Origin of the sequence: uncultured Desulfobulbus sp., from assembly GCF_963662935.2 — a bacterium.
GTDB lineage: Bacteria > Desulfobacterota > Desulfobulbia > Desulfobulbales > Desulfobulbaceae > Desulfobulbus.
The window spans coordinates 1,041,123-1,067,211 of record NZ_CAXXTL010000002.1 but is presented as its reverse complement, the minus strand read 5'-3'; the positions used below and the strand labels follow the sequence as shown (position 1 = coordinate 1,067,211).

25 protein-coding genes are annotated in these 26,089 nt (G+C 53.3%); 19 read left to right on the top strand and 6 right to left on the bottom strand.

All coding sequences use genetic code 11. The annotated features are described in order from the left end of the window. Positions 1–28: 28 nt before the first annotated feature. Complete coding sequence (locus ACHZCX_RS09030; protein ID WP_319586903.1) at positions 29–676, top strand: hypothetical protein; 648 nt, start codon at positions 29–31, stop codon at positions 674–676. Positions 677–861: 185 nt separating this feature from the next. On the opposite strand, the gene serS is transcribed toward ACHZCX_RS09030, so the two are convergent. Further along, entirely contained in the window at positions 862–2,133 is a 1,272-nt protein-coding gene (gene serS, locus ACHZCX_RS09025) for a serine--tRNA ligase (RefSeq protein WP_319586902.1), read from the bottom strand. A gap of 193 nt (positions 2,134–2,326) precedes the next feature. Between serS and ACHZCX_RS09020 the strand changes: the two genes are divergently transcribed. Beyond that, on the top strand, positions 2,327–3,058 hold the full coding sequence (locus ACHZCX_RS09020) for a twin-arginine translocase subunit TatC (RefSeq protein ID WP_319586901.1): 732 nt from the start codon (positions 2,327–2,329) through the stop codon (positions 3,056–3,058). A gap of 41 nt (positions 3,059–3,099) precedes the next feature. Here the strand turns inward: ACHZCX_RS09020 and ACHZCX_RS09015 are convergent, their stop codons facing one another. Beyond that, positions 3,100–3,513: a DUF523 domain-containing protein gene (locus ACHZCX_RS09015; RefSeq protein WP_319586900.1), complete on the bottom strand. Its 414-nt coding sequence runs from the start codon at positions 3,511–3,513 to the stop codon at positions 3,100–3,102. 33 nt (positions 3,514–3,546) lie between these two features. On the opposite strand from ACHZCX_RS09015, the gene ACHZCX_RS09010 reads away from it, so the two are divergent. The 3 genes from ACHZCX_RS09010 to upp all read left to right on the top strand — a co-directional run bounded on the left by ACHZCX_RS09010 (position 3,547) and on the right by upp (position 5,547). Next, positions 3,547–3,876, top strand: coding sequence for a septum formation initiator family protein (locus tag ACHZCX_RS09010; RefSeq protein ID WP_319586899.1), 330 nt, complete (start codon positions 3,547–3,549; stop codon positions 3,874–3,876). 71 nt (positions 3,877–3,947) lie between these two features. Beyond that, positions 3,948–4,805, top strand: a complete 858-nt coding sequence (locus ACHZCX_RS09005) for a uracil-DNA glycosylase (protein WP_319586898.1) — start codon at positions 3,948–3,950, stop codon at positions 4,803–4,805. 115 nt (positions 4,806–4,920) lie between these two features. Next, positions 4,921–5,547, top strand: coding sequence for a uracil phosphoribosyltransferase (gene upp / locus ACHZCX_RS09000; protein WP_319586897.1), 627 nt, complete (start codon positions 4,921–4,923; stop codon positions 5,545–5,547). A 99-nt stretch (positions 5,548–5,646) separates the two neighbouring features. On the opposite strand, the gene ACHZCX_RS08995 is transcribed toward upp, so the two are convergent. Continuing rightward, the gene (locus ACHZCX_RS08995) at positions 5,647–5,841 is read right to left on the bottom strand and encodes a hypothetical protein (RefSeq protein ID WP_319586896.1); all 195 of its coding nucleotides are present in this window, start codon (positions 5,839–5,841) and stop codon (positions 5,647–5,649) included. Positions 5,842–6,576: 735 nt separating this feature from the next. On the opposite strand from ACHZCX_RS08995, the gene ACHZCX_RS08990 reads away from it, so the two are divergent. Further along, positions 6,577–8,019 (top strand): DNA integrity scanning protein DisA nucleotide-binding domain protein, encoded by a 1,443-nt coding sequence (locus ACHZCX_RS08990; RefSeq protein WP_319586895.1) that lies wholly within the window; start codon positions 6,577–6,579, stop codon positions 8,017–8,019. 46 nt (positions 8,020–8,065) lie between these two features. On the opposite strand, the gene ACHZCX_RS08985 is transcribed toward ACHZCX_RS08990, so the two are convergent. Next, positions 8,066–8,791, bottom strand: coding sequence for a hypothetical protein (locus tag ACHZCX_RS08985; protein WP_319586894.1), 726 nt, complete (start codon positions 8,789–8,791; stop codon positions 8,066–8,068). 244 nt (positions 8,792–9,035) lie between these two features. On the opposite strand from ACHZCX_RS08985, the gene dnaG reads away from it, so the two are divergent. From dnaG to ACHZCX_RS08925, 12 genes are all read left to right on the top strand, one after another. Continuing rightward, positions 9,036–10,829: a DNA primase gene (dnaG, locus tag ACHZCX_RS08980; RefSeq protein ID WP_319586893.1), complete on the top strand. Its 1,794-nt coding sequence runs from the start codon at positions 9,036–9,038 to the stop codon at positions 10,827–10,829. A gap of 210 nt (positions 10,830–11,039) precedes the next feature. After that, entirely contained in the window at positions 11,040–12,638 is a 1,599-nt protein-coding gene (locus ACHZCX_RS08975; protein ID WP_319586892.1) for a sigma-70 family RNA polymerase sigma factor, read from the top strand. Positions 12,639–12,644: 6 nt separating this feature from the next. Then, entirely contained in the window at positions 12,645–12,806 is a 162-nt protein-coding gene (locus tag ACHZCX_RS08970; protein WP_319586891.1) for a hypothetical protein, read from the top strand. Then, positions 12,803–13,768, top strand: a complete 966-nt coding sequence (dprA, locus tag ACHZCX_RS08965; RefSeq protein WP_319586890.1) for a DNA-processing protein DprA — start codon at positions 12,803–12,805, stop codon at positions 13,766–13,768. Before ACHZCX_RS08970 ends, dprA begins: the two co-directional genes overlap by 4 nt. 121 nt (positions 13,769–13,889) lie before the next feature. Next, complete coding sequence (gene rpe / locus ACHZCX_RS08960; protein ID WP_319586889.1) at positions 13,890–14,552, top strand: ribulose-phosphate 3-epimerase; 663 nt, start codon at positions 13,890–13,892, stop codon at positions 14,550–14,552. A 19-nt stretch (positions 14,553–14,571) separates the two neighbouring features. Further along, complete coding sequence (locus tag ACHZCX_RS08955) at positions 14,572–16,170, top strand: glucose-6-phosphate isomerase (protein WP_319586888.1); 1,599 nt, start codon at positions 14,572–14,574, stop codon at positions 16,168–16,170. A 211-nt stretch (positions 16,171–16,381) separates the two neighbouring features. Further along, on the top strand, positions 16,382–17,668 hold the full coding sequence (gene dsrA / locus ACHZCX_RS08950) for a dissimilatory-type sulfite reductase subunit alpha (RefSeq protein ID WP_319586887.1): 1,287 nt from the start codon (positions 16,382–16,384) through the stop codon (positions 17,666–17,668). Positions 17,669–17,719: 51 nt separating this feature from the next. Next, complete coding sequence (dsrB, locus tag ACHZCX_RS08945; protein WP_319586886.1) at positions 17,720–18,862, top strand: dissimilatory-type sulfite reductase subunit beta; 1,143 nt, start codon at positions 17,720–17,722, stop codon at positions 18,860–18,862. A gap of 77 nt (positions 18,863–18,939) precedes the next feature. Next, positions 18,940–19,170, top strand: a complete 231-nt coding sequence (locus ACHZCX_RS08940; protein WP_319586885.1) for a dissimilatory sulfite reductase D family protein — start codon at positions 18,940–18,942, stop codon at positions 19,168–19,170. Positions 19,171–19,255: 85 nt separating this feature from the next. After that, positions 19,256–20,005, top strand: coding sequence for a biotin--[acetyl-CoA-carboxylase] ligase (locus tag ACHZCX_RS08935; RefSeq protein ID WP_319586884.1), 750 nt, complete (start codon positions 19,256–19,258; stop codon positions 20,003–20,005). Positions 20,006–20,111: 106 nt separating this feature from the next. After that, positions 20,112–21,119 carry a YhdH/YhfP family quinone oxidoreductase gene (locus tag ACHZCX_RS08930; protein WP_319586883.1) on the top strand — a complete coding sequence of 336 codons (1,008 nt, stop codon included), beginning with the start codon at positions 20,112–20,114 and terminating at the stop codon, positions 21,117–21,119. After that, entirely contained in the window at positions 21,116–22,087 is a 972-nt protein-coding gene (locus tag ACHZCX_RS08925; RefSeq protein WP_319586882.1) for a KpsF/GutQ family sugar-phosphate isomerase, read from the top strand. Before ACHZCX_RS08930 ends, ACHZCX_RS08925 begins: the two co-directional genes overlap by 4 nt. A gap of 47 nt (positions 22,088–22,134) precedes the next feature. Here ACHZCX_RS08925 and ACHZCX_RS08920 read toward each other — a convergent pair whose 3' ends face one another. Further along, positions 22,135–24,513 (bottom strand): ubiquitin-conjugating enzyme E2, encoded by a 2,379-nt coding sequence (locus ACHZCX_RS08920; protein ID WP_319586881.1) that lies wholly within the window; start codon positions 24,511–24,513, stop codon positions 22,135–22,137. Between the two features lie 271 nt (positions 24,514–24,784). Between ACHZCX_RS08920 and ACHZCX_RS08915 the strand changes: the two genes are divergently transcribed. Continuing rightward, complete coding sequence (locus tag ACHZCX_RS08915; RefSeq protein WP_319586880.1) at positions 24,785–25,417, top strand: DUF4388 domain-containing protein; 633 nt, start codon at positions 24,785–24,787, stop codon at positions 25,415–25,417. On the opposite strand, the gene ACHZCX_RS08910 is transcribed toward ACHZCX_RS08915, so the two are convergent. Beyond that, entirely contained in the window at positions 25,418–26,071 is a 654-nt protein-coding gene (locus ACHZCX_RS08910) for an HAD hydrolase-like protein (protein ID WP_319588728.1), read from the bottom strand. Positions 26,072–26,089 lie beyond the last annotated feature (18 nt).

Below are 26,089 nucleotides of genomic sequence, written 5' to 3'. Positions count from 1 at the left end.
TCCACCATATCTTCTTAAGGAGGTTTTTATGAAAACATGGGGCATTCTGTCGTTGTTTACTCTCTTCTTAATGACATTGATTCCGTCTTCCTATGCAGCCGACCTGCCGACAAAAGTTGACCGTCCGGTAATCAAGGTTGGTGATACATGGACATACATCAAATCTGTCGGAACAAATACGGGTACAGTCACGTACAAGGTCGTTAGTCTGCAACCCGGGGGAGGGTATGAAGTTGAAGTTCAAAGTTCATCGAAAGGAACGTGGACGGAGAAAAATGATCCCAACGGAAATGTAGTAGAAGACGGCGCGTCAATATTTTCTCCGAGCCGAGAGATTTTCCGGTTTCCCCTTGAGGTTGGAAAATTGTATTCAGGTTCAGCGTTCTCTCGGAAAAGCCCAAAAGATCCTATGGTCAACTTCACTTTGCAGGCTAAGATTAAGTCGATCACCCCGGAGAGGCTTGTGATGAAAGCGGGTACGTTTAATACGCTGAAGGTTGAAGTCGAAACGTCGTATGATGGAAGGAACAGCCGCGGCAATAATGTCTCGAGTCGTGTCGACGAGACCTACTGGTATGCGCCAGAAGTGGGGCGGTGGGTCAAAAGGCATTACAACGACCTCAAAAACCCCGGGTTGGAAATATGGGAACTCGAGAGTTTCAAGCGGGTTGAGTAACCCGGTGGGGATAAGCTGACTCATCGGAGTGTTTCTCTCCGGCCAGGGTGAAGTGGGCTAAAATTGGTTGAATCGGATATCATATCCGCAGAAAAGAGGGGAGCCGGTTTTGCTCCCCTCCAAGTCTCTTTGGACTCTACGCGACCACTTGGGGTGGCCCGATTATAAGCACCCCCCTCTGCCGTTTAAAAACGGGTCTCGAAATAGGGCTCCAGGACTTTGGGCAGGCGCACCGTGCCGTCTGCCTGCTGGTAATTTTCGAGGACAGCCAGCAGGGTCCGGCCCACAGCCAGGCCGGAACCGTTGAGGGTGTGGACCAGACGGCTCTTCTTCTCGCCCTTGGGACGATAGCGGATGCCAGCCCGCCGCGCCTGAAAGTCAAGGAAATTGGAGCAGGACGAAATCTCGCGGTAGTTGTTCTGCCCCGGCAGCCAGACCTCAATGTCATAGGTCTTGGCCGAGGAAAAGCCCAGGTCGCCTGCACAAAGGTTGATGACCCGATAGGGCAGTTCCAACAGCTGCAGGGCTGCTTCGGCGTCGGCCAGCAGACTTTCTAGCTCATCCCAGGAGCTTTCCGGACGGGTGAACTTGACCATTTCCACCTTTTCGAACTGATGTTGGCGGATCAATCCCCGGGTGTCCTTGCCGTAGGAGCCGGCCTCCGAGCGGAAGCAGGGGGTGTAGGCGGTATATTTCAGCGGCAGTTCGGCCTCGTCGAGGGTTGATTCCGCATGGATATTGGTGACCGGTACCTCGGCGGTGGGAATCAGCCAGAGGTCCCAGCCCTCGAGTTTAAACAGGTCTTCCTTGAATTTCGGCAACTGGCCGGTTCCTGTCATGGTTTTCGAATTGACCATGAAGGGCGGCAGCACCTCGGTATACCCGTGTCGCTGGGTGTGCAGATCGAGGAAAAAATTGACCAGGGCCCGCGACAGTTTGGAGCCGAACCCTTTGAGCAGGGAAAAGCGAGCCCCGGCCAGCCTAGAAGCGGTTTCAAAATCGAGAATGCCGAGCTTTTCGCCGATCTCCCAATGCGGCAACGGTTGGAAAGAAAAGGCCGGAATATCACCCCATCGTTTGATCTCGACATTATCTTGTTCAGTTCTCCCCGGCGGTACCGAATCATCACAGATGTTGGGAATGGACATGATGACGTCCTGCAACTGCACCTCAATTTCGGCTAAGACGGTATCCAGTTCCTTAATCTGGTCGGAGACTTCGCGCATCTCCAGAATCAGGGGCGCGGCTTCGTCATTTTTTCCGGACTGCTTCAGTGCGGCGATGGTTCTGGAAACGGTGTTGCGCTGGTTTTTCAGGGCCTCGACCTCGGCAAGCGTCCCAAGTCGGCGGCTGTCGGTTTCGGAAAATAGGTCGATGAGTTGCGGATCAACTCCTCGAAGGAGACTTTTTTTGCGGACCAGATCCAGGTTTTCCCTGACAAAGCGTAATTCAAGCATGATGGTATCGTTGGGGTTGAAAAAGTGGGGGAGGATAAGTGCCTGATGCACGGTTGTTTACCGATGTGAACGGCTTTTATCATGGCATCCGGGGAAACGCAACGGGTATTCAATTGCTTTTATCCTTCTGTTTTGCTACTTTTTTCCGACTTTCGTCTCTTTCGCAAATAACGAGTTTATTTTCCCCGACGCCATGGCCCAACCGCTGAAATCCTTTGCAATCTTTCTTTTTGAATTACGCAGTTTCCTGAAATCACTGGGAATGTCGATTGCGGTCACGACCCTTGCGCTTTTTTTTATCTCCGGCAGGCTCCTGACCGGCTTGCAAGAACATCTGGGAGAGAAACTTTATTTTTTTTCCGTGGCGGGGCCTTTTCTCGCCCAAGTCAATCTGGCCTTTTTCGGGGCGTTGTATGTGCTCATGCCTTTTTGCATGTATGTGCTGTGGAAGGCAGTGGGGAAACCCTTTGGCGTCACGGGAAAAAAGTTGTTCTGGTTTGTTGTCGCCACCTGTGTGCTTTTTTACGGCGGCACGATTTTTTGTTCCCTGGTGACCCTGCCCTTCGGTATCCGTTTCCTCCTCAGCTATCAGTCGGAGGAACTGCAGGCCTTCATTTCGGTCAGCCGATTCGTCAATTTCGTCACTTTGTTCGTTTTTGGATTTGGGGTGATTTTTGAGCTGCCCGTTTTTATGGTGTTCAGTGCCTTGGTGGGAGTCATCTCCCGGAAGACCTATGAGAAGAACAGGCGATATGCAGTGCTGGCGATCGCCATTGTTGCAGCCCTGCTGACGCCAACCCCCGATCTTGTCAATATGGCACTAATGGGGGTGCCGCTGTATCTGCTCTACGAGTCAGGCATTTTGTTAATCAGGTTGATGGGGCTGGAGGAGAAAAAAGAGGAAAGAGTCGCCTCCGACTCTTGAATGGTGCGACGGTTTGCAGTCTGGTCCGCTTACCGTTTGCATCAGAAGGAGACGACCTCAATGCCGTGAGTCCGGAGAAGCGCGGTGGTCACGCCCGGCACAGGGGCTATGCCGCAGGAGGGACTGCCGGACTTGAGCAAACAGAGATCGATATTTTGCGCTTGGGCAATAGTCAGAACCATGGCTGCTCCGCGAAGAAACGGCACGGACAGATCGTTGCCGTGTTGGTCAATCACCCGGGCCGTGCCGGCCAGGACATCGTATCCGTCACCGCCCGTCAGGCTGGCAGCAGGGCGCGGGGTGGGCAGGCCCCCCAACTGTTCCGGGCAGATCGGAATCCAGTGGTACCCGATCAGTTGGCGCAGGCAGGTAGGGTTAGGTTTGCATTGTCCGTCATAGCGGGTGCACAATCCGGTGAGGCAGGCGCTGACCAGGCATTTTTTCAGCTGTTCCATGGCAATTCAAAAGGGATGTAAACCGGGAAGTGTATGGCTATACGCAAGCAGCAAGAAGATAATCGACAAGACAAGAAGGTGCTCTGGTTTCTTGGAGCGATTGTTTTCGTTTTTTTTCTGTTGTGGATTTTTTTTGCACCTGGTCGCGGTCTCCTCCATTACCTGCAGTTGAAAAAAGAAATCGCCGCTTTGACCGAGGAAAACAGCCTGCTTGCCTCAAGAAATACTGAACTCTCAGAGGATATCAAACGGTTGCGATCCGATGATAAATATTTAGAAGAGGTGGCTCGGAAAAAACACGGCCTTCTGAAGAAAAATGAAACGGTCTTTGAATTTGAACCTCCCAAAAAGAAAAAAGAATAAGTCTTTGATCGGCTGGCGGCATCTGTTTTATGGGTGCGGAAGAGCCGGGGCGATGGAGCTTCAAGGCGGTAATGACGGCAACTGAACCCACAATGGGTGGCGATGACCCAACCCCGGACACGGTGGTTCCGGATCGTTCCTCTGTCCTGGCGATGGCCGCTGCGCTCCGCACCTTCTTACGCTTCCATGAGCAGATGGGTGTCGAGAGTTATCCATTGATACCTGAACTCGCACCGTGGCCGAAAAAAGGAAAAGCGACACCGGGGCCAAAGAAGAGTGCCCGGCCGGCTCTGCCCGCTACTCCGCCGCCTTTGTGCCGTGAGCAATCGCAACCTTGGACCAAAGAGGCCTCTGGGGAGCAACTGGTTGCGGATCGTCGAGATATCGAGGGCTGCCAGATGTGCTCCCTGGCTGCAGTCCGGCAAGGATTGGTGCTCGGCCGCGGCGCGGTGGGCTCGCCTCTGCTGGTGGTCGGCGACTATTCCGGGCAGGAGAGCGGTTTTTCAGTCGATACCATGTTTGGGGTGGCCGAAGACACGATGCTGTGGAATATGATGCGCGCCATTGGGCTGACTGAGGCAGATGTCTATGTGACCAATACAATCAAGTGTTGCCCCGAGTCCGCGGAGCTGCTGGATGTCGAGAGTGTCCACCGCTGCCGGGGACATCTTCTTCGGGAAATCGAGTTGGTTCGGCCCCGGATCATATGCGTCATGGGGGAGTGGGCGGTCCGGTCCGTTTTGGGCAGTGAGGAGTCCGTCTTCCGGTTGCGCGGCAGGTTCCACCGCTATGGGACGGACAATGATGCGACTGACCCGCTTCAGGTTGCGGTGACCTTCCATCCCCGCTTTCTGCTCAAGAATGAGGAGTTGAAAAAAGCAGCCTGGCAGGATCTACAGATGATTCAGCGCCGGTTACGGGCTTCGTAAATTGCCCGCCTGTGAGGTCAGACAACCCCGTTGCCGTTGTGTTTAAAGCTTTGCCGAGCGGACATCCGGCAGTGAGTTCCTCTCTTCTCCGTCCATTACCCATCAGGAGGTCTGCATGGCTGTTCACGAAATTTCGCATCCCCTTGTTCGGCATAAGCTGGGACTTTTGCGGGAGAGAGACATCTCCACCAAGGATTTCCGCGAACTGGCGGCGGAAGTCGGCATGCTGCTCGCCTATGAGGCAACAAGAAACCTGGCGGTCGAGCAGGTGACTATTGAAACCTGGTCCGGCCCAGTCACGGTCGACCGGATCAAGGGCAAGAAAATCACCATCGTTCCCATCCTTCGGGCTGGTCTGGGGATGATGGATGGGGTGCTGAAAGCCCTGCCCAGCGCTAAAGTTTCAGTGGTGGGGTTGTATCGCGACGAGAAAACTCTCAAACCTGTGACCTATTTCGAGAAACTGGTCCAGGATATCGACCGGAGGCAGGCGATGATTCTCGATCCAATGCTGGCCACCGGTGGCACCCTGGTCGCAACTGTTGACATGCTGAAAAAGGCGGGCTGTCTGGATATCATTGGTATTTTTTTGGTGGCGGCCCCTGAAGGAATTCGGAGGTTAGAGGAGCGTCACCCCGATGTTGATATCTACGTGGCCGCCATTGACGAGCGCTTGAACCAGGATGGCTATATTCTTCCTGGACTCGGTGACGCCGGGGATAAAATCTTCGGTACGAAGTAAAAGGGAGGGGACGAAGTGCCGGGTGTCCTCAGGCCGTCGCGAAGGCGAAAGGGACCGGCCAGAGGGCAATGAGGGCTGGGGGGCTTGAGCTTTTCCCGGTTACGATCTGGTTTTTCCGGTGACAAACAGCTCAAACAGCTTTTCAAAGACAAAGGGAATAGTGGATGCCTGGGCGTTGGCGGAACCAGCATAGGCCTTGGTCAGTTCGAAGGCTCGCTCAAAGGCCTCCTCATATTCGGATTTCTGCTGTTTCTTGATAATGTTGACGAGTTCTTCGGCAATGTTGTCTTCCATGGGTGCACCATTTAACGAGACTGCTGATTGGAATTGAAAGAGCCTGATTGTGAGGGGAGGCGAATTCTTTTATGAGTTTGGTCATGATAGGCGGAAAAACACCTTTGGCCAAGCTCTTTTTGGGAGCCGGAATAGAGGGTCGTCCATGAAGACGAGGCAATCCATGAGGCTCGGAAAGCGAGAGCGGGTTCGGACAAGCATCAGTGAAAGACCGATGCTTGTCCGAACCGAGAGCGGAATCGTCACAATAAAAGATTACTCTATGATGGGAGAGGGATTGCAGAGAAAGTTCTCCTCCTCTGCCACTCTGCCACAGGAAGAGCAAAAAAACTGCATGGCAACAAGTTTATCCCGGCAGACATGCCGGGCGCCGGCTTCAGGAGTACCGCAAAAGCCGCAAGAAGATGTTGTATCGGAAGGGCTGCACAGATGTCCAGGTGTTTCAGCCGCTGCTCCACAGGTTGTGCATATATAAGCCATAATTAACCTCCTTTGGGTAATTGATAACCATTTTCAAAAGAAGTTTGGCATAAAGGCGCCAATGTCAAGGTTGAGGCCTGAGGTTTTCATCGCTCTCGATTGTCCCTTGGGAGACGAAATGGTATCGCCGCCCGAAATCGTCTTGACGCTTGAGGCACCTGTCGGTACCTTGAGACCATAAATAGCCCTGTCGTGGTCTTTGAGCGGAATAACGAGGGCCGGCAGCAGTTTCCTCTTTTCCTTGTGACGCCCTTCATGCTTAATCAGACCCAGCAATCCTTCATTCGCCGGTGCGTCAGTGATATTCTTAATGGTCTGAGTGATGGGCTGACCCATTTTTCTGGCACAAGCCGGGCAGCCGTCATTTTTGCCCTGCGACCTGACAGCCCGATGATGCTCTGTGATCCGCAGAATCTGCTCAAGGGGCATGAGCCGATATTCAAAAGTCTGTATCTAGACAATCAAAAGTGGCGGGAAAACGAAAAACTCCAGTTTGACCGGAAGCAGTTCGCGGAAATCCTCCCCGTCAAGGATCCGGGATTGGCCGGGCTCCTCTCCTGTGGCGGGTATTCGGGATCGGTCTTTTTTCAGCAGTGGTTTACCGAGCAGCATCCCGATCTCTGCTCCACAGGTCCGACCGAGTGCTGGCTCGAGCATGCGGTCTGGCGTTTTTCCCACGATCTTGCCAATGACAAGGATCTCTATACCGGCATTTCCGGCTACTTCCTTAAAGAATATGCCACCCATGCGGTCCGCGATTATATCATCGATCAGATGAACCTGCAGCTCGGTTGGGATAGCTCCATGCGGATCTATCCGGTGCTGGATGCGGTGCTGATGATTTCTGAAACCCAGGAGGAAGGATCCTGGCCCGAGGGACGATTACTCTTTGTTGATCCGTGCATGCTCAACCAGCTGCATTTTCTGGTTAAGTTTCAGGAAGAGCTCCGGCCGCAATTGGTCAATTTTAAACATGTGCGGAAGTTGCTGCTCACCGTCGAGCGGTCGGGCCGTTACCTGGTGAGTGATGGTCGCGCGATTCTCGGCATCTGCGGCGATACCCTGCCGGCCTTCTCGCTCTGCGCTGATTTTCGTGGCCGCTACGGCTTTTTCAAGGTTAACCGCACCAAGGTGTGCAGCTTTGCCGATGGCAGGTTCAGTTCGACCACCTATCAGGCCAAGCTGGTGCAGTTGGAGGAGTTACTGCTCGAGTCCACTCTGGAACGGTCCGATAGTTTTTTCATCTTTAAGATTGTGGTTAGTCTGGTGCACCATTCCCAGCAAAGGAAACACGGCTGCACCATAGTCATCGATCTCAATGAAAGCCCGGTGCCCATCTCCGGGCAGAGCCTCTCGCCGCCCTTGGACCTACGCAAGCCCTACACGCTGAAGCTGACCAAGTCCCTCACCAAGGTGGACGGGGCGCTTCACATCGGCGCGGACATGCATCTCCACGGTTTTGCCTGTCTGCTTGACGGCAGGGCCTTTGCCGGGGAAGATCTTGCCCGGGGGGCGCGGTACAACTCAGCCCTGCGTTTTACCGCCGAACACCCCAATATTATAGTGGTGGTTGTTTCCTCGGACCGGCCGGTTTCGGTCATTCATCAGGGGATGGACGTCCATGGCGTGTGCTCCTGGAACCAGCAAGGCGGGTGTTTCTACCATCTCGACCGGCTCGACTACTGGGTTGGTCTGTAAAGATCAGGTCGCCGTAGCAATGCAAGCTCGGATGGGCAGAAAAACTTCATGAGCGGTATTCGTTCACCTCGGGCCTGCCTTGAGCCTCGAAGGCGGCATCGATTAGATCCTGGAGGGCGTTCTTGCACGATTTGACCGGAGGTAGGGCCGGGAAGGCTGGCAGCAGCTGCTCGGCTGCCGCTGGGGCATTGAGTCGCATTTTGTCTTCAAAATAGTTGTCTCGCAGCGGCGCGATGCCGCCCGTCAGCGGACCCTCCTGCTGCGTAGAGCCGCTGTCCAGACGGCGCAGAAATCCCATCATGGATCCCAGGTCGTTTTTCCGATGAAAAAGCTCAATTTCTTCGGTTATTGTCTTGCCTTCCTCAACGAGGCGTTTGAGGGTGGCTCCGTAGGCTGCCACTCCTGTGCACAGCCGGTTGTAGATATCCATAAAAAGATTGTGAAAACGGGAGCGGCGCGTGAGTCCGTGAATGGCCTGTCCCTTGAACAGGCGTTGGCGGATGGTCGGCGACTGGAGCAGATACGGGTCAAGAAAGACCTGGTCGCGCAACCCGGTGAGGCGGAAAAAGTCGTGAATCCGCGATTCCTGCCGCAGAAGAATATAGAGCCTAATCAGATCAAACCCAACCTCATTTTCCAGTTGACGGTAGGCCTCCCGGATGTGCTGGTTATACTGTCGGCTGTCGTCCTCGATCAGCTTACGGAAACCGAAATATCGATCCGCGATCTCCTTTTTGATCTCCAGAGAGAGCTGTTCTTCCATGTCGTGCATAAAGGACCTCTCGTATCTAGCCGATGATGGTTGGGGGGCAAAGGGCCAAGCCGAAAAGGGCGTTCGCCTCAAGGATAAGAGGTGCCTTTCATCCTTGGACGATGACATCATAATTGACAAAGGAAAAAAAAGCATTCGGGATAACAGCCGTCTCTTGGTTGGCTGGATTTTCCCCTCTATTGGTTGTCACCCATGCCAGCTCCTCCACCGGGGGAATGGTCAAAAAAAGGTAGTGTGAGCAAGTATGTCCGTTCCAGCGGCCCGTGAACACATCAAAAGTACGGTCAAGGACGCCGCCGATATTGTTCAGGTGGTGGGCGAGTATGTCGAGCTGAAACGGGCCGGGAACCGCTTTACCGGTCTGTGCCCCTTTCACAACGAAAAAACGCCTTCCTTCACGGTCAATCCCCAGGGGCAGTTCTTTCACTGCTTTGGCTGCGGTGAACACGGCGACGTTTTTTCCTTTGTGATGCAGTACCATCACATGGATTTTCCCGAAGCCCTGAAGACGTTGGCGCAAAAGTACGGCATAGAGATGGCGGAGCGGCAATTGAGCGAAGCCGAGCAGATCCAGTTGCGCCGGCGCGAGATCCTGTACGAGGCTAATGAAGCGGCGGCCGTAGCCTATCAGGGCTGCCTGCGCCACCCAAAACTGGGGAAGGTGGCGCGGGCCTACCTCGAACAGCGCGGTGTGCCGGCAGCGATCGTCGACCGTTACCGCCTGGGTTTTGCACCGGATCCGGAACAGGTGGGCTGGAGTTTTCTCACCGATCAATTGGTGGCCAAGGGTATACCGGCGGATGACCTGGAGAAGGCAGGCCTTGCGGTCGGCAAGGAGCGGGGCGGACATTACGATCGCTTTCGGTCGCGGATTATGTTTCCCATCGTTGATATGACCGGCCGAGTTGCGGCCTTTGGCGGCCGAATTCTCGGCGAGGGCAAGCCCAAATATATGAATTCCCCGGAAAGCCCGATTTTCGAAAAGGGCCGTCTGCTTTTTGGCTTGCACCAGCATCGGGAGGCTATTCGTAAGCAGCGCCGCTCGTTGGTGGTTGAGGGGAATTTCGACCTAATTTTGTTGGCTGTCCATGGCATCGACAATGTGGTTGCGCCCTTGGGAACCGCGCTAAGCAGCGATCATATCCACACCCTTCGGGGCTATGGCGACGAGGCAGTCCTGCTGTTTGATGCCGATGCCGCCGGTCTGAAGGCCGCCATGCGCAGCATTCCTTTTTTTCTGGCCGAGCAGGTGGAGGGCCGCGTGGCTCTTCTGCCAGATGGGCATGATCCTGATTCCTACGTGCGCGCCGAAGGACCGGCGGCGATAGCCGCCCTGGTGGAAGGCGCCCGTCCTTTGGCGGAATTCGCCTTCGATACCCTTGTTCGTGAGCACGGTTTGACCTTGGCGGGGAAAAATAAGATTGCCGCCGAGTTAAAAGGGCTGATCAAGGAATCAGCCGATCCGGAACAGCGGGCACTGATGGTTGCCCATTTTAGTGAAAAACTGGGTGTCTCGCAGGGGTATTTTCTTTCCGAGCAGAAGGCGGCGCAGGTTCTCGCCGCACCGCATGATTCTTCCTCGTCTCCGGGGCCGGCGCACCTGCCCAAACAGGAAAAACAACTGGTCGATTTCCTCATCCTTTATCCGGAATACATGGGCGAGCTGAAAAAGGTTGGCTTGGATCGTATCATCCAGGAGCCTGCTGCCGTTCGGTTCATCAGTCTCCTGGAGCGGGCCGCTGGAGTTGCTTCCTGTCAACCGGAGCAGTTGCTGGAGTTCACCGCGGATGAGTATGAACGGGGTTATATTGTGCAACTGTTGATGCAGGTTTCGCCGTATGAAGAAGGGCAAAAGGAGGAACATGCCCGGCGGATGTGTGATGAGCTGGTGCAATGGCTGTTCTCAGTTGAACACAAGCGAGCCGTTGCCGATCTGCAAGAACAGATAAATCGGGCCGAAGGCCTTGGTAACACTGAGCTGCTGATGGATTTGATCCGCCAGAAACAGGAAATAGAACAAAAAAGAAGAGGTTTTTAATTTAACATGTTGAAAAAAGATGGAAATCTGATAAGTTTAAAAAATTGTATTTTGGAGTGATGGAGATGTATCTCCAGTGATTTTGGCAAGTTGAGGCGATCTGGTTGCGGTTTCCTCCCTATCTATCCGGTATGAAACGAATTTTTTCGTTGATCCAGGGGGGCGGGGGCACATTTCGTTGCGTTGATGGTGGTCTTACAGGGAGGGGTGATGGAAGCAGAAAATTTTCTTTTGGAAGATGACCAGGAGCCTGAAGTGTTTGCCGAAGGATTGCAGCCAAGCTGGCCCCAGGAAGCCGAAGAAGAGGATGATTGGGCCATCCGTAACGCCATCGAGCGGCGATCGCCTCTGGAGCGCCGGCTCGGCGATGACCGGCGGGGTGAAGACCGGCGAGGAGTGGGAAGCAGTGTCGACCCGATGAATATCTACCTTCGGGAGATGGGGAGCCAGCGGCTGCTGAGCCACGAGGAGGAGATGGAGTTGGCCCGCATGGTGGAGGATGGGGAAACCCGCATCCAGCAGGCAGTGTTGCGCCTGACCCTTGGGATTACAGCGTTGAACGATCTGGCTGAGAATTTGCTCCGGGGTAATGTCCGCATCAATTCGGTGATTCGTGGTCTTTCCGATAACGATGAAAAGGAACTGACCACCGTGCGTGACGCCTTCCTCGAACAGGTGGAGAAGGCCAACGAACTCGATGCCAGAAGGCGTGAGCTTTTTCTTGAGTTACGGAAAAATGCAGGCAATGCGGTCAGGGAAGCGACCCTTGTCGAGCAAATTCTTACCGTGGGCGGTGATATTGCAGACCTTTTTCATGCGCATCGACTCTGCTCCAAGGGACTGCTCTCCGTGGCCGACGCGGTCAAGGAATTGGCCCAGAAGTTTAACCGGGTCCGAATCGTTGCCCGGCAGCAGGAATTGCTGCTCGCCGCCCGGCGGCATCAGCTGCAGCCGGAGACGGGCGAGGTCAACCCGGCCGAGGTCGAGCAACGCGTCACCCTGGAACTGGCGGAAACCATCGGCATTTCCTGGCCGGCCTTCATTACAGTGCAGCAAGAGATCGAAATGGGCCGGGAGACGGCCAAGCAGGCTAAAGAAACCCTGGTGCGGGCCAATCTCCGTCTGGTGATCTCGGTTTCCAAGAAGTTCATGAATCGCGGCATGCAGTTGCCTGACCTCATTCAGGAAGGGAATATCGGGTTGATGAAGGCCGTGGAAAAATATGATTACAAGCGAGGATTTAAATTTTCCACTTATGCAACCTGGTGGATACGCCAAGCAGTAACCCGGGGCATTGCCGACCAGGGGCGAACCATTCGTCTGCCGGTGCACATGATTGAAACCATCAACCGGATGCTCAGATTTTCCAAGGATTTCCAGCGGATTGAAAGCCGGGAGCCGACGCCCGATGAGATGGCCGCCCAGTTGGGGACTGAGGTGGAAAAGGTCCATATCGCTTTGAAGACGGCCAAGGACGCCATTTCCCTCGATGCCCCGGTCAACGATGAGGAGGATACCATGCTCAGTGATTTCATCGAGAACCATGCTCACCCCGATCCGCAGGATAATTCAATCACCGAAAGCCTGAAGCGCTGCCTGTGCAAGGTGATGGGGTCGTTGACACCACGTGAGGAGAAGGTGCTGCGCATGCGATACGGCATCGAAATAGGCTGCGATCATACCCTGGAGGAGGTCGGGCAGTGCTTTGCGGTTACCCGGGAGCGTATTCGGCAGATTGAAGCTCAGGCATTGAAAAAATTACGGCATCCGGCCAGAAGTCAAGAATTGCAGGCCTTCATGACAGATTAAAGCTCCTTGGCTCAAAGCTCCGAAGTCGAAGACTGGCTGACCCTTTCGTTCCTTCCCGGCTTGGGATGCACCCTGATCAACCGTCTGGTGCACCAGTTGGGTACGCCGGGTGCTGTGTTGCGGGATGAAACCGGGGTCAAGGGTATTCCTGGCGTCGGCCCCGAGTGATTGACCTGTTGCGCAACACAGGGATGGTGGCGGCAGCCAGGCAACGCGCCCTCGCCGAGCTTGAGCGGCTCGACAGGATCAATGTTGTTCTCCTCACTCCCGCCAGTTCCGTGTTTCCCGAATCCCTTCGTGCCATCCCCGATAGTCCGGTTCTGCTCTACTGCCGGGGAACACTCGATTGGCTGGACAAACCAGCCGTGGCTGTCATCGGTGCTCGAACCGCCACCGATTACGGGAGGCGTATAGCCGAAGGCCTTGCCGCCGAATTGGCTGCCCTGGGCATTACCATCGTCTCAGGTGCCGCCTATGGGATCGACGCTGCGGCCCATCGCGGGGCATTGACTGCTGGTGGCGGTACGGTCGCTGTCCTTGGTTGCGGTATCGATGTGGTTTATCCCCGCGCGCATGCCGATCTGTTCCGTGAGATCGCCGACAATGGCCTGCTCCTCAGCGAGTATCCGCTGGGAACGCAGCCCGAGGGGTTTCGTTTCCCGGCGAGAAACCGCATCATCAGTGGTTTGGTCAAGGGCGTGGTCGTGGTCGAGGCCACCGAAAAATCAGGATCACTGATCACCGCCCGCCTGGCCCTGGATCAGGGCCGCGAAGTTTTTGCCGTTCCCGGACGAATCGATTCTCCCAAGAGTGCTGGCACCCACCGCTTGATCCAGCAGGGCGCCCATCTTGTCCATACGGTTGCCGACATTGTGGAGGGGCTTTCCTGGAGTAAGGCGGAGGCGTGCGCTGGCTTCAATTGGGCAAGGTCAGACGAAAACGGCACTATCACCGCCCCTGAGCAGTTAGTGCTCGATAGTTTGGACACCTACCCCCGCGATATTGATACTCTAGTACGCCTGAGCGGCCTGCCCCTTGTCGAAATCCACGGCCTCCTGCTCCAACTGGAGTTGCAGGGTCTGATCCGTCAGTTGCCGGGGCAGCAGTATGAACGCGTTCACTTCGCCTGACGCTCTCCTGCAGAACTCTCCACGAATATCCGGCTTTTTTTCAGGCAATCTGGTATATTCCCAGGTCCAATGATCCTCACCTCTTTCCCCCAGAACTTCAGTTACTCTTCAGGATACTGTCATGAAATCTCTTATGATCGCACCCTCCATCCTTTCCGCTGATTTTTCCCGGCTCGGTGAGGAAGTCAGGGCGGTTGAAGCAGCAGGGGCCGATGTCATCCATATCGACGTCATGGATGGTCATTTTGTGCCCAACATCACCATCGGGCCCCTGATTGTCAAAGCGGTGCGAGCGGTGACCAACCTGCCGGTCGACGTCCATCTGATGATCACCGAGCCTGATCGGTATATCGATGATTTTGTTGATGCCGGTGCCGACTGGGTCACTGTCCATGTCGAGGCCTGCACCCATCTCCATCGAACCTTGGCCTCTATCCGGGAGCGGGGCAAAAAGGCTGGAGCAGTCCTCAACCCCGCTACCTCCCTGTCGACCCTCGACTATGTGTTGACCGAAGTCGATTTGGTGATGCTGATGAGCGTCAACCCCGGATTCGGCGGTCAGTCTTTCATCGAATCTTCGTTAGAAAAAGCCACGCGATTGCGGCAAATGTTAGATCGCGTCAATCCTGAAGCCGGTATCGAGGTTGATGGCGGGATCAGTCCAGTGACCATCGCCAGGATGGCAGCAGCGGGAGCCAATATCTTTGTCGCCGGTTCGGCGATTTACGGGCAAAAAGATTACCGGTCGGTTATTTCCCGAATGAAGGAGTTGGCGCAGGCGTAACCAGGAAAAAGGAGGGCAGATGCACTTTCACGATTTTTCATCACATAAGGCTGTGGCCAAGCTCACCGCTCTGGCCAGGGAACCGCATGATCTAACGGCAGCGGACGGGTTGACTGCGCAGCGCATCAGCGCGTTCAAGACCTCATTCTGCGGTTTTGATCTGCTCTATGGGACCCAGCGTGTCACCTCGGAAACCTTAGACGCCCTGCAGGAGCTTGCCGATGAGGCCGGGTTGATCACGGCCATCAAGGCGATGAAGCAGGGTGCGGTGTTGAATCGTCTTGAGGGGTATGCCTGTGAAAATCGCCAGGTTCTCCACACCGCCTGCCGGGACGTTTTCGAAGATCCGTCCCAGGAGCTGGACGCTAGCGCCAAGGCCAAACAGGAATTAGCCAAGCTGCGCGGATTCCTTGACGACCTGGCAGACGGTAAAATCGTCAATGCTCAGGGGCAACCCTTTACGACCATGGTTCAAGTGGGGATCGGTGGTTCAGATTTAGGCCCCCGCGCCTTATACCTGGCCTTGAAGGCCTATAATCTTCCCACTCGTTCGGCCAGGTTCATCGCCAATGTCGATCCAGACGATGTGGCTGAGGTGTTGCAGGAGCTCGATCTGCCGCAAACGCTGTTCAACATTGTTTCCAAGAGTGGCACCACCTTGGAAACCCTGACCAATGAGCGGTTGGTCAGAGGTGCACTTATTCAGGCGGGGTTGGAGCCGGCCCGCCATCTGGTGGCAGTCACAGGTGAAGGCAGTCCCATGGACGATGCTGCCAAGTATCTGCGCTCCTTCTATATGTATGACTATATTGGCGGGCGCTACTCGGCGACCTCCATGGTTGGGGCTGTGACCCTGGGGTTTGCGTTGGGTTTTGACGCAGTCATGGAGCTGTTGCGGGGGGCACACGAGGTCGACCTGGCCGCCGAGCAACTCGATATTCGCGCTAACATCCCCCTGCTCCTGGCCATGCTGGGCATCTGGAACCATAATTTTCTTGGGCACGCAACTCTTGCCGTGCTGCCATACAGTCAGGCGCTCTCTCGCTTTCCTGCCCATCTGCAGCAGTGCGACATGGAAAGCAATGGCAAATCGGTCACTCGACAGGGGGCTGCGGTCGGGTGGCAAACCGGGCCAGTCGTCTGGGGAGAGCCCGGCACCAATGGCCAGCATGCTTTTTATCAACTGATCCATCAGGGGACGGAGGTCGTCCCGGTGGAATTCGTTGGTTTTAGGCACAATCAGTACGGCCGTGATCTTGAGGTGGAGGGGACCAGCTCGCAACAGAAATTGATCGCCAACATGCTGGCCCAGTCCCTGGCCCTGGCCCTGGGGAAGGAGGATGATAACCCGGCCCGGAGTTTTCCGGGCAACCGCCCAAATTCGGTCTTGATGGCAGATCGCTTGACACCTCGGACCATGGGGGCGCTGTTGGCGATCTATGAACATCGGATTGCCTTTCAGGGCTTCTGCTGGAACATCAATTCTTTTGACCAGGAGGGCGTCCAGCTGGGTAAGGTGTTGGCTTCACGCCTGTTACGGGTACTTGCCAAGGGATCGGGGTCGGCGGGAGAGGGCAGCATGGAAGAAATCATGCTGCAGCAGTCGGGAATGTTATGAGCAGCGGCTGGTCGCCCGCCCGGTTTTCATGGTGCGACAATGGCTTATGATTTTTTGTTGACAAAGACTTTGCGGAAGTTTATGCTCGCCCTCTGAATGAGCATTCAATATGGTCCTGTGCGTTCTTGCCTGTATTGACGTGCATTTATCGTTCAGGCCGCTTAAATCGACAGGTATTTTTTTAACCACATAATCTCTAGGAGGAACACTGATGGCAAAGCATGAAACGCCTCTATTGGACGAACTGGAAAAAGGTCCATGGCCGAGTTTCGTCACCGACCTCAAACAGCAGGCTGCAACCAAGCCTGAGTGCTGGGACATTCTTGGCCAGCTTGAGCTTTCGTACAAAGATAAGATCACCCATTGGAAGCATGGCGGCATCGTCGGTGTTTTTGGTTATGGTGGTGGTATCGTTGGTCGCTACTCTGACATGCCGAAACAGTTTCCCGGCGTAGAGCATTTCCATACCGTCCGTATCGCCCAACCTTCTGGTCTGTATTACTCCACCGAGAATCTTCGGGCTCTGATGAACCTGTGGGAGAAGTACGGTTCTGGCGTCACCAACTTCCACGGTTCCACCGGTGACTTGATTTTCCTCGGGACCCGCACTGAGAACCTCGAGCCTCTGTTCTGGGATCTGACCCATGACCTGAAGCAGGATCTCGGTGGTTCCGGCTCCAACCTGCGCACCCCCGCCTGCTGTTTGGGTGAATCTCGTTGCGAGTGGTCCTGTTATGATACGCAAGAAGCGTGCAACAGCCTGACCCAGAAATATCAGGACGAGATCCATCGTCCGGCCTTCCCGTACAAGTTCAAGTTCAAATTCTCCGGCTGTCCGAATGACTGTGTTGCCGCCATCGCCCGTTCCGACTTTGCTGTTATCGGCACTTGGAAAGACAACATCCGCATCGATCAGGCCGCTGTCAAAAAATATATCGCTGGTGATGCCGAGTATCCTGCCAACGCTGGTGCCCACAAGGGCGGCAAATGGGGTAAGTTCGATATCCAAAAAGAAGTTATTGCCCTCTGCCCCACCGATTGTATGTGGATGGAAGGCGGCGAATTGAAGATCGATGATGCCGAGTGTACCCGCTGCATGCATTGCATCAACGTTATGCCCCGTGCGCTTCGTCCTGGTGTACAAAAAGGCGCTTCCATCTGTATCGGCGCTAAAGCTCCGATCCTTGATGGTGCACAGTTCGCCACCCTTGTTGTTCCTTTCGTCGAAGTCAGCGCAGAGAATGACTTTGAAGGACTTGTCGATATGATCGAGAAGGTGTGGGATTGGTGGATGGAAGTTGGTAAAAACCGTGAGCGTGTTGGTGAGACCATGCAACGCGTCGGTCTGCCGACCTTCCTCAAGGCCATGGAAATTCAAGCGTTGCCACAACATGTCAAAGAGCCTCGTTCCAACCCCTATGTCTTCTGGAGTGCAGAGGAAGTACCTGGTGGCTGGGAGCGTGACGTCGTTGAGTTTAGAAAACGCCACGCAGCCTGATAACCGTCATCGATTACTCTAACGGAACTACTTTTATAAGGAGATAATATAATGGGTTACGATCCAAAGAATCCTATGGTAGGTCGGATTACCGACTTGGGACCGCGGTATTACGGGGATTTTCTGCCACCGGTCATCAAAGAGAATAAAGGCAAATGGCTTTATCATGAGATCCTGGAGCCAGGTGTTCTGGTGCATGTTTCCGAGACAGGGGGCAAGGTGTTTACAGTACGTTGCGGTTCGCCCCGTTTGGTCACTGTCAACTATATCCGTGATATGTGTGATATCGCTGACAAGCACTGCGGTGGTTATCTCCGCTTCACCACCCGGAACAATGTTGAGTTCATGGTGGATGCTCAAGAGAAAGTTGAGTTGTTGAAAGCTACCCTCAAAAGCTACGGTAACAAGTTCCCGATCGGCGGTACTGGTGCTTGTATCACCAATATCGTGCATACCCAGGGCTGGATTCACTGCCATACACCGGCTACTGATGCATCTGGTCCGGTTAAATGTGTTATGGATGATTTGTTCGAGTATTTCGGCTCCATGACGCTTCCCGCTCAGGTCCGTATCGCTCTTGCCTGCTGTTTGAATATGTGCGGTGCTGTTCATGCCTCTGACATCGCTATTCTTGGTATCCATCGTAAGCCGCCGATGATCGATAACGATCGGATCACCGGTGTTTGCGAGATTCCGCTGGCCATTGCTTCATGTCCGCTCGGCGCTGTTAAGCCCGCCAAGGCAATAAACTCTGCCGGCGAGGAAGTGAAATCGGTAAAGGTAAACGCCGAGCGTTGTATGTTCTGCGGTAATTGCTATACCATGTGTCCGGCTATGCCGCTGGCCGATCCAGATGGTGATGGTATTGCCATCCTGGTTGGTGGTAAGGTTTCCAACTCCAAGTCAGCACCGAAGTTTTCCAAACTGGTCGTGCCATTCCTGCCGAACACCACCCCACGCTGGCCCGAAACCGTTGCGGTTGTTCGTCAGATCGTTGAAGCCTATGCCAAAGATGCGAAGAAGTACGAGCGTGTCGGCGAGTGGGCAGAGCGTATCGGCTGGGAAAAATTCTTTGAGAAAACAGGAATTCCCTTCACCGAGAAATCTGTCGACGATTATCGTTTGGCATACGACACCTGGCGTACCACCACTCAATTCAAGTTCACCAGTCATACTGCCGCGTACACCAAGTAATAACAGCAATCTTATGATCGGCTCTGTGCCCAGAGCCGATCATTTTTGTGTTTTTCACACAACCCGAGGAGCGCATTATGGCACTGAGTAAAGAAGATTTGAAACTAGCCATTATCGAAAAAGCGAAGAAGTCCCCCAAGCCTCAATTATATATTAAGGACTTTTACGAATGTGATACGGATGCTAAGCCCCGTGAAATTAAAAACGTGGCCAATGAACTGGTCAGAGATGGCGAACTGATGTTCTGGTCCTCTGGTTCCACGACCATGTATGCCCGCCCGGATCGTATTCAAGACGAGGAGCATTAAATCCTCGTCCCCCCAACCGGGCATTTTTTATAAGCAGAGGTCCTGAACGGATCTCTGCTTTTTTTTTCCTCCCCGTTCTTACCTAGTGTTGTCGCTTGCAATGATTATTTCGTACCCACAGATCGATTCCACCAATCGGGTTGCAAAGGAGTTGGCGGCGGAAGGTAAACCTTCCGGGACAGTTGTGGTTGCTGCTTCGCAACTAGCAGGCAGGGGGCAATACGGCAGGAGTTTCAATTCCCCTGTAGGCGGCTTGTATTTTTCGTTGCTCCTTGAACCGGTTATCCCCATTGAAAAGCTCCCCTTGATTACGTTGGCTACAGGTCTTGCCTGTCGCAATGTTCTTCACCAATCCTTCAACCTGCAACCCCTTATCAAGTGGCCCAACGACATTTACCTTGGGGGTAAAAAAACAGCCGGTATTCTCTGTGAAAATATATCGTTACCCCACAGCCCCTCCAACATGACCCAAGTTATCATCGGAGTCGGAATAAACGTCAATAATAAAAAAGAAGATTTTGCAGCAGAGATCCAACCAATTATCACAACGCTCTTCGAGCATTTACAGGTAACCGTTGACCTGGAATCTCTCCTTACGCTCTTGCTGCAAGCCATTACCACAAATGTGACGAGGCTTTTGGACGAATCGCAGCTCCTGCTCGAGGAGTGGCAGCAGTATGATCTTCTTTTTAACAAACCTGTTGTCCATGCGACCGAAGCTTTGACCATTCATGGTTTCGGCAAAGGTATTTCACCTCAGGGATTATACGTGATCCAAGATGAGCATGGAGTGGAACTGAGGGTAATCGGCGGACAGCTCCGTCCCCAGGGATGAAGGACGAGCGGTTGCCTTTCGGTCTTGTTGTCACATGATTTTTTTCAGGCCAGGATTTTGATGCTTCTGGAGGATTCTATCCGCTGTATAACTTTGGTACTCTGCGATGGATGAACGAGATTTTTCAGCACTTGTAGTCTATGAGGATGATGCTCGGAATTTTCAACGCCGCATCTGCCGGAAATCAGTCAATGAGCTCCCCGCGGGCGATGTCCTTATTCAGGTCAAATATTCATCCCTTAATTACAAAGATGCCCTTTCGGCGAGCGGTAACCGTGGAGTGACCAAAAGGTATCCGCACACCCCCGGAGTCGACGCAGCCGGTAGGATTGTCGAGTCGGTCGATCCTGCTTGGCAGGTTGGCGAGGAAGTTATCTGCACGGGATATGACCTGGGAATGAATACCTCCGGCGGGTTTGGTCAATACATCAGAGTTCCGGGGAGCTGGATTGTACGCAAACCCGCAGGATTAACACTTCTGGAAAGCATGCAAATTGGGACTGCGGGATTCACAGCCGCGCAGTGTCTATTGCATCTCGAGCATAATTCCATCACTCCTGCCAATGGGCCTATTCTTGTGACCGGGGCAACGGGAGGCGTGGGGACAGTAGCTCTCCTGTTACTGCATATGTTGGGATATGAGGTCACCGCAGTCACCGGTAAGGACTCGGAACACGAGTTTTTATATGCCATGGGGGCGACGACCATACTCACCAGACAGGAACTGTTAGCCTGCCGAGAAAAACAATTGTTGCCCATCCGTTGGGCCGGAGCCATTGACACCGTTGGTGGCGATTTGCTGGCTGCTGCTATTAAAAGTACCGGTTTCGATGGTGTTGTTACCAGCTGCGGCAATGCCTCATCAGGTGATCTTCCGCTGACGGTGTATCCCTTTATTCTACGGGGGGTGCATCTGGTCGGCGTTTATTCTGCCAATTGTCCTATGACAAAACGCGTTCTAGTTTGGGAAAAATTGGCGCGGGAATGGAAACTGAACGAGTTGTCACGTATATGCCGCCTTATTCAGCTCAATCAGTTGGATGAGGAAATTCAAGCTATGCTCGCCGGGCGAAGCAAAGGAAGATGTGTCGTTGATATGGAGGGAGTCGCGTGAGTATTGCACTGGCAAAAGAGGTTTTGTTGATCGAATCCGAAGGGATTCTCGCCGTTCGCGATAATCTAGGTGAGGAATTTGAGAAAGCTCTCGATATCATCATGGCCTGTCCTAGCCGTCTCGTGGTCACTGGCATTGGGAAATCAGGATTGGTAGGGCAAAAAATTTCAGCAACCCTTAATTCAACAGGCACGGCATCCGTTTTTCTGCATCCGGTTGAAGCTATGCATGGCGATTTAGGTATGGTCGCCTCCACAGATGTGGTGTTGGCCATCTCATATTCCGGCGAGACTGCGGAGCTCAATCGGCTTTTGAGCAGTCTGAAGGAACGGCAGGTTCCAATTATTGCCCTTTGTGGCCAGGTCGAGTCGAATCTCGCACACCATGCGGTGGTCACCCTCAATGTCGCCGTCCCGCGAGAGGCCTGTCCGCTTGGTCTGGCTCCGACGAGTTCAACGACAGCCACTCTTGCCATGGGTGATGCCTTGGCAGTGGCTCTTTTGAACAGAAAACAGTTCCGGGCCGAGGATTTCAGGAGGAATCATCCGGGGGGCAGCTTAGGGGAACGGCTGAAAGTTGCGGTGCGGGAGGTTATGCTGACGGGAGAGAAGGTGCCGGTTATCAGCAGCGATGCCCCGTTCTTGGCGGGTGTCGTCGAGCTCAACAAGAAAAATCTTGGGGCTGTTTTTATTAAGGATGGCAAGGGAAAGTTGCTCGGCATTATCACTGATGGTGATATCAGGCGTATGCTTTCATCGGGCAAAAATATACAGGAGATTGATTTGGATGCAGGGATGAAACGTAACCCGGTGGCCATTTCGAGTGCCCTGATGGCCGCCGATGCCTTGAGTATTATGCAGCAGCATGAAATCACGGTGCTCGCAGTTGTTGACGAGGTGGGCCGTCTTGAAGGGATCCTGCACTTACACGATCTACTGGGCAAGGGGGAGTTCAGATTTATGATTTAGATCGTTTCTTCGTTTGAGGAAACACGAAGGATTTTATTTGCTTTTCTTCAGTCGTTATTGACCGACCATTTCCCGGTGCTAGCATCAAACTGGTAACTCAACTCCAATTTCGACGAACTTCCTTGGCTCCGCTCCAGACAAGTTAGGCTGAAAATCATCTTGTTACCGACTTTCTTCAAGAAATTCGCTTTTGGTTGCAGGAGCTTTGAACCCTTGAAGGTGGGATAGTTAGCGCGAAAAATCTCCTCAAAATGTTCTTCCAGCCAAGCGGTTTTTTCATTCTGGGTGAGCAGTTCCTGCTGTTTTTCCATTTTTTCGCTGATCTTCTGCAGAACAGTTTTTACTGCAGGGTCTCCCTGGTGGTTGCTTGTTTTAATAAGCCGTTGGATTTCTTTATAGTGGGCTAACGCGGCGGACGCGTCCGCCTTGCCTTCCGCCACCAGTACCAGATCTTGGATTTGCGAGATCTGAACCATCAGGAGGGTCTTTTCAATCTTCCCGAGGGACTCTCCCAGCATGTTTTCTGCCGAATCCGGCTCGCTTGTCAACAGATTGAGAGCGTTCTGGTACTCCTCGATGGCTTGCGGCCAATTTTTTTGTTGGTAAGCCTCCCGCGCGGTTGAGAGCATCAGGTACAAACGGGAATTAATGAGCAGTCGATGCAGATCCTGACGCTCCTTGTCGGTAACAATGTTGGGGTTGACATTGATGGCTTGCTGCGCCTGTTCGAGATATTTGATCGTTTCCTTCCATTGCGATTGGTTAAAGGCTTTTTTTGACTGATCAAGCTCATGGCGGAAGGTGGCCGCGGTCATTCGATGGGTAATATCGCTTGCTGTCCCCAGGGTTTTTATGTTTCCCGATAGAGTCAGTGCCTTCCTGTAAGCGACTGCTGCTTCATCCCAGTTCTTGTTCTGTTCGGCATTTTCGGCAACGGCCAAGGTGTGCCGCAACTCCAGCGATTGGATAATTTCATTGATGAGGGCCTGTTGCTTGCCGAGGTTGCGGTCGGCGGCAAACTTCAAGGCCTGACGATAGAGAGTGAGCGATTCGGGAAGTTTGTTTTGCCCCGCGAGGATTTGGGCCTGATCGGTGAGGACCGTCAGTTCCTCCTGAGCCGATGCCATCCCTGTTGGGATATATTCACCCTGGTAGAGCACTCTTCCTTTGAGGCCCTCTTGCATTTCAGTGGACGTTATCAGGGTGTTGATTTCTTTTTCCTGGGAACTTTTACGAAAATGGAGAATGGACAAATTGGAAAGGACAGCTTTGGCTCCTTCGAGAGTTTCCTGGGCGCTGTCGAACTGTTTTTTGTCAATGAGTAACTTACCTTTCAGGAGACTGGCCTGTGATTGGCTGAGTGTATTTTGATCCTTGAAATAAAGGGAAATCGATGCGATGCAGAGACCTAGCGTCAGGGTAACCACCAAGATTGGTTTGAAGGGGATGGCTTTTCCCCACTCAATCGATTTGGTAAGAGATTTAGGTGGAAGGGGGGGCGGGGTTGTTTCTTGTGGCGCCTGCGTTTTCTCCACCCGTTCTTCTTTCTTAAAAGAAATGCCAACTGACTGCGCCAGTTGAAATGACTGTTCAATCCGGGTGCGCAAGGCTGCAGCGCCGGGAGCATCTGCAGCAATGGCCAACAGGTTGTCCGCTACCTCTATAGCTTCGTCAAACTTGGACATATCCTCAAGCTGCTCCGCCAACTTAAACAGTTGATCGGTTTTCCGGAGCACCTTGCCTACACCTTGTTGAATATCTTCCCGATCTGGAAAAATGGCGGAGTCCGGCAATTCTGCAAGCAACTTGTTGGCGGTGAAAATTTTGTTTTCCGCAACGAGATCCCTGATATGTTGGATATCTTTGTCATCCACCAGTTTTTCGGGTGCAAGAAAATCGTCACTTTCTAGCCCAAGGGAGGCGAAGGTGTCGTCGACCAGGGAATCTAGGGCTGCGTCTGTTTCTTCTATATCGGCAATGCTGATCGAGTCTAAGGGCAATTGTTTTTGCTGGCGTTTGTACCAGTCTGCAGCCTCTTGATTGAAAGGGTCCTCAAGATTATAGATGCTGCCGCAGATCATTTCTCCAATATGGAGCACAAGATCCGGCAAGGAAGGATTCTGCTGCCAGTACTCGGAAAGGCGAATGGCGGCTGGATCTATATCGGGGTGAAAGATAGGGGTCAGTGGTTTAGCGATCGGTGCAAAATGGGGGTAGCCAAAGGGAAGGCTGATGCGAACCCTATGCGTTTGACCGATGGTAACGGTGTTGTCCTCCTCCTTGACATAGCCGCGTAAATTATATTCAATTTCGTAGTTGTCCGGTGGTTGCCCATCCGTCTTAACGATAAAAATATGGGGATATAATTCAAGAAGATCTTTAAGTTGTTCATAATCTTCAGCTATCTGCTGTGAGCCCATGGCCATAGAAATAACCTGTGTTGTTGAACTGTAGCGCGACGCTACCGGTCGGGCTGTCGGAATAAGGTGAGTGAACCGGATTCCAATACCGTCTTGAATTGGTTGCTGCGGCCACTTTGTTGAAGATTGTATAGCATTTATCGGGTGGAAACAAGCGAGCTTTACATGAGCAACGAAAAAGATAAAGAGCAGCTCACCTCAGGAAGATTCGGTTGAGTGTGGTACGATTCGCGTGTACACTAAAACCACATCTGAAACCACAACTGTGCAGAGGTTGATGAAGAGCTTCAAAGCCGCTTTTGAAATTTATAACGTCAGGAATTGTCCGCTCTATGTCCAGGACGAGTGTTTTCTCCTGACCGACAAGGCGGCTGAGCTGCCATTGGGGCGCTCTTCCTGCCTTATCCTGGTGCGGGAATTGACAGGATTACTGTTTGCTCTCATGCCGTACACGGATACCAATTTTGCCGAACAGCAAAATGCGGTGTTCACCTGCGGCGGTTGTACTGGTTTGATTAAATTCAAGCTGACGGATAAACCAGTTGCCGCAAATGTCGGCAAAAACGCTGTAGCCCTCAAGCAGAACACCGAGTCGGTGATGAGTGGCCAGATCGAGGCGATTGTGCCGGCGGAGTTGTTGCAGGTTTTTCACATGCATCAGAAAACCGGGAGGCTTCTTCTGGAATTTGATAACGGATCGGCCCGGGTGACCTTCAGGGAAGGCGGTCTTCTTGCTGCCCGATACGAAGATTTAGACAATCAGGAAGCAGTGTATGCGATGCTGGCCCAAAAAAAAGGGACCTTCCATTTTATTCCAGGTCTGCCCGACGCATTGATGAAAACTCGTGAAATCGGCGACTTCATGATGATTCTCATGGAAGGACTGCGCCGCCTCGACGAAGGCGAATAATCACCCCGCCACCTCTTTGCCAACCGGACCGCCTTCCCGAAAAGGAGGCAGGTTGACAATGCTCATAAAGTCGTTCACATGATAGCGAGCTTCCAGCATATTGTTTTTGAACGCTATCAGGTCAACTCCAACACCGGCACAATGCTGCTGATCAATCACTGAATCCCCGATATAGATGGATTCTTCCGGCCGGGCCTGGAAACGCTCAAGGATCATCTGCAGTCCATCCGGCGCCGGCTTGGGGCGCGGGGCAACGAGGGCTGTCACCACCATGTCGAACCAGGGGCGAAGGGCAAAGGTATCGAGGATGATCTCCATGGTGTCGGCGCGGTTGGTGGAGATCGCGGTGCGATATTGGGGTTTGATTACCTCTAGAAACGTGATCAGGTCGGGCTCTATCGTCATATACTGCAGATAAGGAGAGTAATCGAGGCTGCTGCGGTAGGTGTTCACCGCATCCAGGGCAACATGGGGATGGTTGCGGAAAATATGGATGACTGAGTTGTTGACATTGTGGATGTGGACGTAATTGAGTTCCTCCTCGTCCATCGGCGGGCAGGAAAAAGCCTGGAGGAGGTGGTTGTAGTACATCCGGTTGGATTCCCGGGAGCTGAACATGACACCGTCACAATCAAAAACGACAAGTTTGAGCATAGGGAAAGGAGACTCGGT